The sequence below is a fragment of the Heyndrickxia shackletonii genome (assembly GCF_001420715.1).
Lineage (GTDB): Bacteria > Bacillota > Bacilli > Bacillales > Bacillaceae_C > Margalitia > Margalitia shackletonii.
This window is the reverse complement of record NZ_LJJC01000015.1, coordinates 485199-499601: the sequence shown is the minus strand read 5'-3', so window position 1 is coordinate 499601 and position 14403 is coordinate 485199. Positions and strand designations below refer to the sequence as shown.

Annotated in this window: 13 protein-coding genes; 11 read left to right on the top strand and 2 right to left on the bottom strand. The window is 35.5% G+C overall.

Features of this window, described 5'->3' with window-relative positions; genetic code table 11:
• Positions 1-186: 186 nt before the first annotated feature.
• The 7 genes from AN964_RS24145 (at position 187) to spoIIP (ending at position 8404) form a co-directional block, all read left to right on the top strand.
• Positions 187-1692: a DHA2 family efflux MFS transporter permease subunit gene (locus tag AN964_RS24145; RefSeq protein ID WP_055742328.1), complete on the top strand. Its 1506-nt coding sequence runs from the start codon at positions 187-189 to the stop codon at positions 1690-1692.
• 204 nt (positions 1693-1896) lie between these two features.
• On the top strand, positions 1897-2670 hold the full coding sequence (locus tag AN964_RS24140; protein ID WP_055742327.1) for a class I SAM-dependent methyltransferase: 774 nt from the start codon (positions 1897-1899) through the stop codon (positions 2668-2670).
• Between the two features lie 348 nt (positions 2671-3018).
• Positions 3019-4212: a GTP-binding protein gene (locus AN964_RS24135; protein WP_055742326.1), complete on the top strand. Its 1194-nt coding sequence runs from the start codon at positions 3019-3021 to the stop codon at positions 4210-4212.
• An 85-nt stretch (positions 4213-4297) separates the two neighbouring features.
• Positions 4298-5239 carry a metal ABC transporter substrate-binding protein gene (locus AN964_RS24130; RefSeq protein ID WP_055742325.1) on the top strand — a complete coding sequence of 314 codons (942 nt, stop codon included), beginning with the start codon at positions 4298-4300 and terminating at the stop codon, positions 5237-5239.
• A 186-nt stretch (positions 5240-5425) separates the two neighbouring features.
• Positions 5426-6154, top strand: a complete 729-nt coding sequence (locus AN964_RS24125) for a metal ABC transporter ATP-binding protein (RefSeq protein ID WP_055742324.1) — start codon at positions 5426-5428, stop codon at positions 6152-6154.
• Entirely contained in the window at positions 6079-6933 is an 855-nt protein-coding gene (locus AN964_RS24120; RefSeq protein ID WP_055742323.1) for a metal ABC transporter permease, read from the top strand. Before AN964_RS24125 ends, AN964_RS24120 begins: the two co-directional genes overlap by 76 nt.
• A 307-nt stretch (positions 6934-7240) precedes the next feature.
• Entirely contained in the window at positions 7241-8404 is a 1164-nt protein-coding gene (gene spoIIP / locus AN964_RS24115; RefSeq protein ID WP_161809318.1) for a stage II sporulation protein P, read from the top strand.
• A 95-nt stretch (positions 8405-8499) separates the two neighbouring features.
• Here the strand turns inward: spoIIP and AN964_RS24110 are convergent, their stop codons facing one another.
• Positions 8500-8967: an NUDIX domain-containing protein gene (locus AN964_RS24110; protein WP_055742322.1), complete on the bottom strand. Its 468-nt coding sequence runs from the start codon at positions 8965-8967 to the stop codon at positions 8500-8502.
• A gap of 220 nt (positions 8968-9187) precedes the next feature.
• Between AN964_RS24110 and AN964_RS24105 the strand changes: the two genes are divergently transcribed.
• Both AN964_RS24105 and AN964_RS24100 read left to right on the top strand, forming a co-directional pair.
• A complete protein-coding gene (locus tag AN964_RS24105) occupies positions 9188-10420 on the top strand; it encodes an ATP-binding protein (protein ID WP_055742321.1) in 1233 nt (410 codons plus the stop codon).
• Between the two features lie 83 nt (positions 10421-10503).
• Positions 10504-11316, top strand: coding sequence for a VOC family protein (locus tag AN964_RS24100; protein ID WP_055742320.1), 813 nt, complete (start codon positions 10504-10506; stop codon positions 11314-11316).
• A 285-nt stretch (positions 11317-11601) separates the two neighbouring features.
• On the opposite strand, the gene AN964_RS24095 is transcribed toward AN964_RS24100, so the two are convergent.
• A complete protein-coding gene (locus tag AN964_RS24095; RefSeq protein WP_055742319.1) occupies positions 11602-12426 on the bottom strand; it encodes a GDSL-type esterase/lipase family protein in 825 nt (274 codons plus the stop codon).
• 296 nt (positions 12427-12722) lie between these two features.
• Between AN964_RS24095 and AN964_RS24090 the strand changes: the two genes are divergently transcribed.
• Together AN964_RS24090 and AN964_RS24085 are read left to right on the top strand one after the other, a co-directional pair.
• A complete protein-coding gene (locus AN964_RS24090) occupies positions 12723-13232 on the top strand; it encodes an RNA polymerase sigma factor (RefSeq protein WP_055742318.1) in 510 nt (169 codons plus the stop codon).
• Positions 13229-14305 (top strand): DUF4871 domain-containing protein, encoded by a 1077-nt coding sequence (locus AN964_RS24085; RefSeq protein ID WP_055742317.1) that lies wholly within the window; start codon positions 13229-13231, stop codon positions 14303-14305. The genes AN964_RS24090 and AN964_RS24085 overlap by 4 nt, the downstream gene beginning before the upstream one ends.
• The last annotated feature ends 98 nt before the right edge of the window (positions 14306-14403 follow it).

Sequence of the window (14403 nt, the reverse complement as noted above, 5' to 3'; positions counted from 1 at the left end):
TGCATTCCTCAAACATTATCATTTGCTGGTTCTTATCAACCTTATTATTATGTAACCCAAACTCATCTTAGAAAATGGAATTTTATTTTAAAACGTAGCAATACCTGGTGAATTTACAGCAATGACACTAACTCAACTTATAAGAGTAAAAAAAATATACAACATCAAGGAGGAACAGAAACAAAAATGAATACGACAAAAATGAATAGTTCGGTTCGAACAGGTCCCATTTTTACTGTGATGCTAATTGGAGCTGTGATTGCCTTTTTGAATCAGACGTTAATCAATGTTGCTTTGCCACAGATGATGAATAGACTTCATATTTCTGCGACAACAGCTGACTGGTTAACTACTATTTTTATGCTTGTAAACGGAATTGTTATCCCTATTACGGCTTATTTAATGAACCGTTTTACAACAAGACAGCTTTATCTTACCTCTATGGGTTTATTTGCAATAGGTACATTAATCTGCGGCATTGCTCCGAATTTTTCTGTTATTTTAATCGGAAGAGTAGTGCAGGCTGTTGGTGCAGGAATTTTATTTCCATTAATTACGAATGTGATTTTTATTTTATTTCCACCTGAGCGCCGTGGCTTTGCAATGGGTCTATTTGGTGTAGCAATGAACTTTGCTCCTGCTGTCGGTCCTACATTATCCGGGTGGATTGTCCAAAGTCATTCATGGAGAGTTTTATTCTTTATCATATTTCCATTCGCGCTCTTGAACTTTATCATTGCGATTTTTCTTATGAAAAATGTTTCAGAAACGAGTCGCCCGAAATTGGATGTTATAGGTGTAATCTTATCCACCATTGGGTTTGGCGGAATTTTATATGGATTTGCAACAGCAGGTACAAATGGCTGGGGTGGAGCCGATGTCATAAGCATGTTCATTATTGGCGGTATCAGCTTAATTTTGTTTGTATGGAGACAATGGGTGGTCGAAGAACCTATCCTGGAATTTCGAATTTTCCGCTATAAAATTTTCTCGCTTACTACCGTTATTAACGTTGTCGTAACAATGGCAATGTACTCCGGTATGATACTAATGCCGATCTATATGCAAAATGTACGTGGATTTTCACCGCTCTTGTCTGGACTTATGCTTTTGCCTGGCGGAATTGTGATGGGAATTATGTCGCCGATTACCGGAAAATTATTTGATAAATATGGTGCGAAATGGTTAACGGTTATCGGTCTCGCAATTACGATATTAACCACTTTTGCTCTTACAAGGCTGGAAGTAACCACGACATTCACCTATATTGTAACGGTGTATACGATAAGAATGCTGGGAATGTCATTAGTGATGATGCCAATCTTTACGGCTGGTTTAAATGAATTATCATCCAATTTAAATAAGTTTGGTACGGCAATGGTTAATACACTTAGAATGATTGCCGGAGCAGTCGGGATGGCATTCTTCGTCTCTATTATGACGAATAAAGGTGCTAGTCATATGAAAGATATTATGATACAAGAACATATTTTGAAATCGGATAAAGTACATTTTTTACTTGCAGAGCATCAAGGTATGGTCATGGGAATTAATGATGCCTTTATGGTAGCGACCGCCTTATCCATTGTTGCGTTTCTTCTATCCTTTTTTATCCGGAGAACAACCCCTCAGAAGGATACGATTTCTAATCGGGTAAGAAAGCCAAGAAGGAAAATAGTCGGAGTTCAATAATCATTGAAAAGTCATTGCCGGTTTTGAAATTAATCAACATCATACGAATAAAGCCTACCCCATCTTTGATGAGAGGTAGGCTTTTGTTTTCCTATAAGATAACTTTTTCTTATGTTAAAACATTAAAAATCGAACATTTTCATAAAGTACCTTCTGTCTTATAGTAAAAATATAGTAACGAAGAAAGGCCGGAGGGGATAAAGAATGGAGCAAACAAAAAAGGATGTCAGGCAACAATTTGGGCAAAGTGCGCAGTCCTATGTGGAAAGTAAACAGCATAAAGATGGGAATGATCTTCAGAAGCTAGTAGGAATGGCAAGCATTACGGGTAAGGAAGAACTGCTTGATATTGCAACAGGCGGGGGGCATACGGCTAATGCATTTGCATCCCGTGTGAGAAGTGTAACGGCACTTGATTTAACAAAGGAAATGCTAGCTGCTGCTGAAAAATTTATAAAAGGCAATGGGCATCATAATGTTCAGTTCATGGAAGGGGATGCTGAGAAATTACCATTTGCGAATGAAACTTTTGATATTGTAACTTGCCGAATTGCACCGCATCATTTTCCGAATATCCGTGATTTTCTTTCAGAGGTTAATAGGGTATTAAAAAACAATGGTCAATTCTTACTGGACGATAATGTTGCACCAGAGGAAAAAGCTTTTGATGAATTTTATAATACGATAGAAAAAATACGTGATTACAGCCATTTTCGTGCCTGGAAAAAATCAGAGTGGATTCAGATGCTAGAAGATAACGGTTTTGAAGTAGGAGAGTGGCACCGCTTTGAGAAAGTGTTTATTTTTGAACCATGGTGCAACCGAATGAATTTATCAGATAAAGAAAAAGAGCATTTAAATTCATTTATATTAAATGCTTCCGAAGAGATAAAGGCTAAATTTGCTATAAAAGTGGAAAATAGTCGTGTTGTTTCATTCAAAGGGGAAGCAATTGTTTTGAAAGCATTAAAAAATTAAGTATTATCCTACCGGTGCATTCATATTTTGTTGCACCGGTTTTTTTGGGGGCATTGGTAAAAAAGTTTGGAAAGGATCGTTCAAGCTTGCTTAAAATGAAAAAGAAAAAAAAGAGTTGACGCAAGCTAATGTATCATCTACAATATAAAAACGTAATCATTACGATTTGAATTATAGTTATGTATATTAAGTGAAATTCATACATATTAATGGTGGAAAGTTTAAAAGTAGATTGTAAATCGTAATGAATTCGTTTTGGATTGCTTGGAATATTCAAGAAGACAAATAGGATATATTATTTTTGTTCACTAAATCGTAATCATTACATTTTAAAAAGGAGGAAACATAATGAGTAAAATACCAGTAACAGTATTAAGCGGATATTTAGGGGCAGGAAAGACAACTATTTTGAATCATATTTTGCAAAACCGAGAGAACTTGAAAGTGGCTGTCATTGTCAATGACATGAGTGAAATTAATATTGATGCAGAACTCATAAAGCAAGGAGGGGGACTTCACCGAACAGAAGAAAAGCTTGTTGAATTATCAAATGGCTGCATTTGCTGTACATTAAGAGAAGATCTATTGATTGAAGTGGAGAAATTGGCGAGAAATGGGGAAGTCGATTATATTGTGATTGAGTCAACGGGTATTAGTGAACCAGTACCTGTCGCTCAAACCTTTTCATACATAGATGAGGAATTAGGGATTGATTTAACAAATCTATGTAAATTAGATACAATGGTTACGGTTGTCGATGTTAATCGATTCTGGAAGGATTTCTCTTCAGGCGATTCATTATTGGATAGATTGCAAAATGTCAGCGAGGGTGACGAAAGAACAGTAGCTGATTTACTTATTGACCAAATTGAATTTTGCGATGTCCTTATCATGAATAAATGCGATTTACTTGAAAACGACCAGCTGGAACAATTAGAGCATTTCTTAAGAAAGCTTCAACCTGAGGCTAAACTACTTCGAATAGAACATGGAAAAATTAGTCCATCAGAAATACTAAATACCGGATTATTTGATTTTGAAAGAGCTAGCCAATCTGCTGGATGGTTAAAAGAATTGGAAGCAGAGGAACATATTCCGGAAACAGATGAATATGGGATCAGTTCATTCGTTTATCGAAGTAACATTCCATTTCATTCTGAGCGATTTTGCACTTGGATAGAGAATCTTCCTGCTGAAATTGTCAGATCAAAAGGAATTGTATGGTGTGCTACAAGAAACGACGTTGCGCTGTTGTTATCACAAGCCGGACCATCCATTGAACTTAGTCCGGTTGCGTATTGGATTGCTTCACTTTCTGAAAAGGAACAATCTTATTATTTCGAAAGCGAGCCTGAACTTTTACAGGAATGGGATTCGCAATATGGTGATCGAAAAACAGAGCTTGTGTTTATCGGAATTGACATGAATCAAGAAGAAATCCTAGCATCTCTGGATCAATGTTTACTCACAGAGGAGGAAATAAAACAGGATTGGACTAAATTGGTAGATCCATTTTCATGGATAATAACGGAGCAGATGTAATGATATGCTTGAAAGTGAAAATAATAGTTGGTATAAATCGGAATGATTACATTTTTAAAATATCATGATAGAATGGAGAATAGTAATGCGTTATTTAAAAAATGTTAAAGTGTTAGTGCTTCTTTGTACATTTATTCTTTTGCTTGCAGGATGTGCCAATAGCGGAGACACGAATAAGGCAAAAGACAATGGAAATAAGAAAATGAAGGTAGTTACGACTTTTTATCCAATGTATGAATTTACAAAGAAAGTTGCCGGGGATAAGGCGGATGTACAACTTTTAATCCCGGCGAACGTTGAACCGCATGATTGGGAGCCAACACCAAAGGATGTAGCAAACATTCAAAATGCAAAGCTTCTAGTATATAACAGTGATTCTTTGGAAACATGGGTCCCAAATATAAAGAATAGCTTAGGAAATAATGGTCCGACGTTTGTTGCTGCCAGTAATGGAATCTCCTTAATGAAGGGTGTTGGAGATGAGGAATCAAAAGGCGGCAGCCAAATGGACCCGCATGTATGGTTAAGCCCTGCGCTTGCTGGGCAAGAAGTGAAAACCATTACGCAAGCATTAGTAAAAGCAGATCCTAAAAATCAAAGCTATTATGAAAAAAACAGTAATGAATATTTAAATAAATTGAATAAACTTGATAATAAATTTCGTACGGAATTAAAAGATGTAAAGAGAAATGAAATTATCACACAACATGCAGCATTCGGCTACCTTGCCAAAGAGTATCATCTGAAGCAGGTTCCAATTGCAGGGCTGTCTCCAGATCAAGAACCTAGCCCGGCAAAGCTGGCGGAGCTGAAAAAATTCGCTAAAAAGCATGATTTAAAAGTTATATATTATGAGGAATTGACTTCTCCAAAGGTTGCCGAAACACTTGCAAAAGAAATCGGTGCTAAGACTGAAGTGCTTAATACATTAGAAGGGTTAAGCAAAGAAGATCAGAAAAAAGGAATGGATTATATTTCTGTAATGGAAGAGAATTTAAAAAGCCTAAAACAAACGTTGAATGAGTAATAACTCTAATGAGAGATATTCACAGGCTTAGAATATAAATGTTGGTCAATCTACTTTTTCTTTTGCTGTTATTCGGCATTAAAACATATTCAGGTAGATTGACCAACAATATATTTTTTTACAGAGAAAATAGTTAATATTTCTTCCTGATGATAGATTTAAGTGTTATAGAAAGGATGCAAAAATATGAAACTAGCAGCATTAGATGATATTGTTTTTGGCTATTCTCATTTTCCAACATTAAATGGAATTTCATTTGAAATAGATTCAGGAGAATTTGTAGGGATAACAGGGGCTAATGGCGCCTCCAAATCGACTATGCTTAAATTGATGCTTGGATTAATTAAACCATGGTCTGGAAATGTATTTATAAGTAAAAAGAACAGCTCAGGAGATCCATTAAAAATTGGGTATGTGCCACAACAAATTGCCTCTTTTAATGTCGGTTTTCCTAGTACGGTTATTGAATTAGTTCGTTCTGGCAGATTTCAAGAAAAGAAGTGGTATCAACGACTAACGGAAAAAGACCATATATTAGTAGAAAATGCCTTGAAAATGGTGGGAATGTGGGAATTTAGGAATAAAAAAATTGGTGCCCTTTCTGGAGGGCAAAAGCAAAAAATTTGTATCGCAAGAGTTCTTGCTACAGAACCAGATTTATTAGTTTTAGATGAACCAACAACTGGAATGGATTATGAAAGTCGCCAAAGTTTTTACGAATTCATGCGCCATCAAGTAAAAAAACATAAAAGAACGGTTGTTATGGTAACACATGATGGGGAAGAAGCGGGTGCTAGCTTTGATAAAGTCATACATCTCGAGAAAGGAGAACACGGAGAATGGAAATGTTTAACCTTGAGTTCATGCAACGGGCATTTTGGGCAGGCGGACTCATTGCTATCATCGCACCTATAATAGGAATATTTCTTGTGTTAAGAAGACAGGCTTTGATGGCTGATACGTTATCGCATATTTCTTTAGCGGGTGTGGCGATTGGCTTTTTTATTCATTCCAATGTAACGTTTTCCAGTATGTTGATTGTTATTATTGGTGCCATCGGAATTGAATATATGCGCCGGTCTTATCATTCTTATTCCGAAGTTTCGATTGCTATTTTAATGGCGGCAGGTTTATCCTTTGCATTATTTTTAATGAGTGTAACGGATGGCGGGATGAGCCCAAATATAGAGCAGTATTTATTTGGATCGATCGTCACGATTAGTAGTGAGCAAGTAAATGTTTTAATAGGTGTAACATTCCTTGTGCTATTATATTTTCTTATTTTTAAGAGGCAATTATTTTTAATGACGTTTGATGAAGATACAGCCCATTCAAGTGGAGTGAATACGAATCTATTATCCTTATCGTTTAGCATCCTAACAGGTCTTGCGGTCTCCGTTATTATTCCAACTATTGGTGTTTTATTAGTTTCCGCCCTATTAGTGCTCCCGGCTTCCTTCGCGATTAAATTAGCGAAAGGTTTTAAGTATGTTTTTATCACTGCTATTCTTGTAGCTTTAGGTAGTGTTTTTATCGGATTAGTTTCTTCTTACCACCTTGGAACTCCTCCTGGCGCCACTATTACATTGCTTTTAGTTATCATCCTCTTATTAGGATTTAGCATTCAAAAAATAGCTACTTATATAATTAGAATGAGAAAACGAAGGAAGAATCCTTTAAAAAATATAGACTAGTCATCCATCTGACTAGTCTGTTTTTATGCCAATATCGTATACATACGGCTGAGCCGGTTCCTTATTTTTTCGACAGATTTAACAGATAAACTTACAATGAAACAGCCATTTTCATTTTCCTCCTCCTAGTTGAGAAATAGGATTGAATTATACAGCATATACATTATAAATCGTAATCATTTTGATTATTGTTCACCTACAAGCGTTACAAGAGAAACAATGACTTGAATCTTCTTTAAGAAATTTATCTATTAGATTCTAACAATAAAGTTACATTCATAGAATGCTAGTAATAGGAGGTAGACAAATGTTTGAAAAAAATCATAAACCAATCCATATTGTCGTTTTTTTAAGCAGGATATTTGTTGGTGTGATAATGGTTTTTTTATTTGTATTCTGTTTAGTCATTTCACCGTTGAGTCCTTCATCCGCATCCTTAAAACATTCTATGAGCAAGTCAGATATTTCAGGTTTGTTTGTCTATATGCTACAAAGTGAAAACCACTCGTTGTTTGCGGACAAGCATGTCCATGCTGATATTTCTCTATCTAAAGTTCTATTCACTCTAGTAACAAATATCAACCCCTCCAAGTCTATTACTCTACTTGGGAGCGAAATACCAGGATTAGATGTATACAATACGGAAATTGCAATTGCTGGAAAGGGGACAAACCTTACAAATCTTCCATTTGATCCTCCTCCTAAATCAGATGATGACATCACGAAGGAGCGGCAAATAGCTGATGAACAAAACGTAAATGATAAGGAGAATAACTCTGGAGGAAACAATCAACAAGGCCAAGATGATAAAAACAACTTGAAAAAGGCAGTATATATTTATCATACACATAGTTGGGAATCATTTTTACCGCTAATCAACGGTGCTAAAGTACCCGATGACGCAACAAGTACAAATAATAAAATTAACGTAGTAGCTGTAGGAACGAGACTAAGTCAAGACTTGATAAATAAAGGTATTGGTGTAGAACATGATACTAGTAATATGGGTGCAGAATTAAAGGGGAAAAATTGGAATTATAATAATTCCTACACCCTTTCGCGTGAGCATGTTCAGGAAGCGATGACAGGGGATCGTGACGTAAAGTTTTTAATAGATATTCATCGGGACTCGCAACGAAAGGCGATTACTACAACGACTATTAATGACAAAAAATATGCAAGAATAGATATCATTGTTGGAAAAGAAAATCAAAATTATAAAGAGAATTTAAATTATGCCAAGGAACTAAACTCTTTGTTAGAGAAGTTATATCCGGGTCTGAGTCGTGGAGTTTTTATTAAGAGCAAGAGTGATGGAAATGGGATTTATAACCAAGACCTTTCTAATCGTTCTATTTTGCTTGAGTTTGGTGGTGTCGATAATAATTTAGAAGAATTATATAATGCGGTGGATGCTTTTGCTAAAGTATTTAGTGAGTATTATTGGAAAGCGGAAGAAGTAAATGGCTAAACTTTCTCCTATTAATTATCAACTTGATTTGTATAAAAAAATAGCTCAGGTATTGTCCTGAGCTATTTTTTTAAAACGTAAAATACTCCAATAGCTTAATTACCATTTATTATGTCAAGATTAGATTTTATTTTAGATATATTGTTTTTAATAAAGGGAATAATTTGTTCGGGTAACTGATTTAAATGAAAAAACCGTGCTTCTTTTTCTTGATGGTTATTCTGGTTTATTTCTCCTTCGTATTCAGTACATAAGTACACGATCGCAACAGGATGATATTCATCGCCGCTTTCCAGGACACGATTGATTAATTCCTTACCTGAATATACACTTAATAATTTTAGCTTCAGTAATTTTACACCTATATCTTCTAGAACAATTCGTGCCATACACTCTTCAACGGACTCATTTAACTGTAAAATCCCACTTGGTATGTTCCAAGTTCCGCCTGCGTTTCGAGTCAATAATACTTCTCCTTGTTTATTAAGAATAGCTACACATGGGCGTACAACAATTAATGGAGAATTTCCAATCATTTTTCTTATATCTTCACAATAATCCATCATATCCCACCTTAAACGTATTTCTTTCATAAAACGCTGTCTTTTAATAAATGATGATGTGCTAAATTCATTTAAGTACGCTCTTTAATTTATCTTATATTAAAACCTATTCCGTTTACTAGGACATTCAAAAAATGTTTATAAATTCAATTTTGAATTTTTATAAAATTTAAAACTAACATGGTATAATTGACTTATATTAGAAAATAAGGGGTCCAATATGAAAAAGACGGGGCGTATTACACTTATTTGCATTTCTTTCTTGTTTTCAATTGTCGAATATTTTTTTTCTAGCGATGGTCTTTTATTAGCAATAATCGATTTTACCGTTGCTGCAATCATTGCATGGTTTGTTGGGTGGCAGCTTGATAAAGTAAGGTTATTTGCAAAGGAGAAAAAGGAAAGTGAGGAGAATTATAAACAGTTAATTGAACTGTTTCCTAAATCGGTCATTATTCACCGAAACTACGACATTCTTTATGTTAATAAATCTGCCTTAAAATTAGTAGGTGCCCTTCAGATGGAAGAATTAGTCGGAAAGTCCATTTTCGATTTTATTGATGAAGAGAAAAAAGAGCAGATACAAGAAAGGTTGGATTATTTACATAAAACAACAGAGCCTATTTCCGTCACAAATCTGAAATTAAAACTTTTAGACGGGAAGAATATTTATATTGAGTCAACATCCTTATCTATTGTTTATGAAGGAAGCTCTGCAGTATTATCCATTTGCAAGGATATTACCAGGAGCAAGGAACAAACCGAACAAATGCTTCAAAAATCAGAAAAGCTGGCACTTGTTGGACAAATGGCAGCAGGAATTGCACATGAAATCCGGAACCCTCTGACGTCTATTAAGGGTTTTATTCAGTTATTCCGGTCTAATACAGAGGAAAAAACGTATTATGATATTGTCCTTTCAGAGCTTGATAGAATTAATCACATTTTAGGGGAATTTCTTGTATTGGCAAAACCAACAGCAGTTGATTATAAAGAGGTTGATCTTCCGTTGATCCTAGATGATGTTGTGACTTTAATTAACACACAATCTATTTTGGCAAATATAGAAATTCAAACGGTGTACGCAGATCAATTGCCATCCATTTTAGGAGAAGCAAATCAATTAAAACAAGTCTTTATTAATGTTTTGAAAAATTCTATTGAAGCGATGCCACATGGAGGAATTATTCAAATAAAGGCGGAAAAGAAGGATGATTCCCTGATCTCCATTTATTTTATCGATCAGGGGGTGGGAATACCGGAGGAACGTATCCCTTCGCTTGCAGAACCATTTTATACAACAAAGGAAAAGGGGACAGGCCTGGGATTAATGACCTGCTATAAAATCATTGAAGGGCATCGCGGCAATCTCCTTATTTCCAGCAAGGTTAACGTAGGAACGACAATTGAAATACGGCTTCCAGTTGCAACAGAAAAGCCAATTGCAATTTAGAATGCAAGGATAAGTATTTGAAACACAAATATAATCATAATTTAGATATGCAGCAGTCTATATAATGGAACGGAGGAAACCCAATGGAATTTTCATTCGATCATCTTGTCCATTTTGTTCAAAACCCACAAGAAGCGGTGGAAGAAATGAAAAGTATTGGACTTCATGCTTTTGTAGGAGGTAACCATGAAAAATGGGGGACCTATAACTCTTTAGCTTATTTCGGGTTAAGCTATATTGAATTTTTGGGGATAAGGGATCGTGTTAAAGCGGAAGAAGCGGCGCTCCATCATGATCTTACTAATCAAGTTATTAATCTTTTACCGACTATTCAAGGGTTTAATAGAATCGCTCTGCGAACAAATCAGATAGAGGAGGTTGCTGAGAAGGCGCGCATACTTGGTTTTAACATAGATGGGCCAGTTGAAGGGACGAGAACAAGAGATGATGGTGTAACTATCAGATGGAAAATGCTTTTTATTAAGCATGAGCAAACGGAATTGCCTTTCCCTTTTATCATTCAATGGGATCAGAGTGATGAGGAGCGTCGGCTGGATTTAAAAGAAAAAATAAATGGACATTCTATTGGTAGAGTAGAAATAGAGGATCTAGTGTTTGCCGTCCATGATTTGGAAAGGCAAGCGGATAAATGGAGTCGTCTATTTGGATTAAAGAAAAGTGCCCCTTATGTAGATGAGGACCTGAAAGCGACCTGTATTCAGCTTTCCTTAGGGGGCGGAAATCTCTCGTTCGCCTCGCCTTCGGGTGACGGTTTTCTTTCTGATTATATGAATCAACGTGGAGAAGGGCCGTTTTTGCTAAGGCTACAAGGAGAGCAGTCTATTCCGGCACAAAAGATTCTAGGTTCATATTTTCAAGTAATAGGGCAGGGATAAAAAACAAATTTGTCTTCGATCTTAAAAAATAGCGGACAGAGATTCCGCTATTTTTATTAAATGGTCCTAATTTAAGAGCTAACCGGACACAGAATCCGTTAATCACGCAAAAACACAAGAAAATGATTGCTTTTTTGTAATATAACGGAACCTGTGTCCGCAAACATTAGGATTTACCCCATTCTGTCACAAATAACGGAACTAGTGTCTGCCATTATTAGTCCGTAACTACTATAAGCTGTAGATCTGGCTGACCGTCTACTTTAGGTGCTCTGCACTACACTATTATGTCGATGTCGGCATTGCAGTATGCTGGAATTCGTAGAACATTTTCCTCGAAATTGCTAAATAGCCTTTTGAATTTGGATGAACACCATCAGGGCTAAGGTATTGTAAATGCTTATCATTGATAACTTTAGATGTTTCCACTACGATTGATGAATGGATTTGATCGGCTGCTTTATAAATATTAATATTCCACTTTGGCAGTAATTTATTAGCCAATCCGTAAAACTGATTGTTTGGATTAAGTGGATTATATAATTCCAAATATACTAATGTTGCTTTTGGATTTAGCCTATTGATGTGCGTCGTTATTTGCATTAGGTTATTTTCAAAATCGTTTTGCAGTGTACGGAAAGATTGAATCGTTTGATAAATATTTTTTTGCTTAGCCAATCGAAGAATATCATTTCCCCCCACATTAACGGTAATAATATCTGCACCTTTTATTTCGTTATCAAACTTTCCCTGCTGGATAAGGTCATTAAGCTCCGTACTTGTAATGCCAGGAATGCCTTCATTGCTTGAAATAACCGTTTTTCCAGTAGCATGTTTTAATTCATTTGAAAACTGTGTAATGAAATCTTCCTGTTGATTTGCGCCAATTCCTTTAATCACCGAATCTCCAATAGCTAAATGATGAATTTTATGTGCTTTCATTTTAGCAAAGTATTGTAAATAGGAAGTTTCCTTATGATGTTGTTTTTTTGCAGACATTGCATGTGCTCTTTGCAATTTGTTTATTTGATATTGTGGGTAGTAATACCAAGCAGCTCCGACTCCTGCAACGATAATAAATAAAATAAGTATATATTTAATCCATTTCATGTTGCTTCTCTCCTTATATTTTTACATTATAACAAGTTAGGCATCATTTCATTCTGAAAATAAATCCAATATATTTTCAACCTCGGAAAATTTTTTAAAAAAACTGCGATATACATAAAATCAATTCGTCTAATGTAATTAAAGGCAGCTTAAACTTCGTTGTTTATATAAAAAAAATCCGTATTTAAGGTTGTAGCCTTTTTAAGAAAAAATGCCCCGAAACTAAAAATAATATAGGATTTAAAGCAATTAACGAAAACAACCTAATTAGAAGACCGATATCGGAGGGTGAGAATGTGGATAGTAAAAAAATCATTTCCGATTGGTTTCATCAGTATAGCGACGATATATATCAATTTTTCCTTTACCGGATTCGGCCGAGTGATGTGGAAGATCTAGTTCAAGAAGTATTTATTCGAGCGATAAAAGGCTTGCAATCTTTTCAAGGAAATTCAAGTCCGAAGACTTGGCTTTTCAGCATTGCTCGTAATGTGGCAATTGATGAAATCAGGAAAAGAAAACGAAATAAATGGAGGGAGCCACTTGCTAATCAGGTGAATATAGAGCCGATTGATCACCTCACACCAGATTTCTTTCTGGAATTAAATGAGGGAAATAAGCTTTTATATAAATCGATTCAATCCTTAAAAGAAAATTATCGTGACATCTTAATCCTTAGGGGAATCAATGAGCTAACGACAGAGGAAGCTGCTGTAATATTGAACTGGAGTGATAACAAGGTTCGCTCCACTTATCATCGTGCAAAAAAAGCTTTACAAAGGCAGTTAGGAGGGACAGATAGATGAACCATCCAAACGAAGATTTGATAGAAGATAAGCTGAAAAATTTGCCTAAACCAAAATTAAATACGGAAGTGAAAAACAACATTTACTTTTCCTTGATGAGGGATGATCTCTATAAAAAGAAAGAGCCTGCTTTTTATACAAAGAAGATCGTCTTATCTCTGGTTGGGGTGTTTGCTTTAGTTATTTTCAGTTTCACTGTGGCGAGCAGTATGATAAAAAACAGCAATAATACCAACACCAGCTCCTTTTCTTTATCCATTGATCATAAGAATAAGGTCGATATAAAAAAACTTATTCCGTACAGAGAAAGTTATGTTGGTGATAGCAGCGCCATAGTGGGAATTCTCCAGCAATTGCCTGGCAATCAGTATATAAAAGGTGGAGTTTCCCTAAGTACGAAAAAAGAACCGTACGGAATCCATGTTCATTACATTTCGAATGAAAAGTATTGGAGCAGGGATAACACCGAAAGAATTTTTCTTTATAACGCAACCACTTTATTTATTCTGATAAAAAATGTCGATGAGGTTTCATTTGATGTTAATACAAAAGAGGGTACACAATCCTTCCATACAACCAGAAAAGAACTAGGAAGCTTTTACGGTGTAACATTACGAGAATTATCTAAGAATCAACGGCAATGGGAAAATCTATTAAACCACACTTTTACCGATAAGGAAAAAGTGCAAAGCTTCTATGACAAACAAATTTTTCATAATGTAGATTGGACATTAAGCCCAACGTTCAAATCAGATAATAGTACAACGATGATTGGAAAAAAAGGAAAGTTAGGCATAATGAAATCTGACTTTACTGCTAGCCACCCTGGTAAATATTTGTGGGGTTTTTGGGGAGATAAAAACGAATTACAAGGTCCGGTAAAAATAATTGGAATGAAAAAGGATTCGGGGAATGTAACAAAGATTTTTTCGACCAATCAGCTAATAGGTCCTATACATGGAGCAGACCAGCATATCCCTTGTGATATGTACTTTCCTAGCTCAGGAGTTTGGTGCCTATATGTATATTTAAATAATAAGCCATTTGATTATATTGTTATAAAGGTGCATTAAGTCGGATAGTGAGAACATTATCCGACTTCCTTTTTACCCACCACTCATCAGGAAATATATGCTAAAATATGAATATATCGACTAAAAGTGGGTGTGAG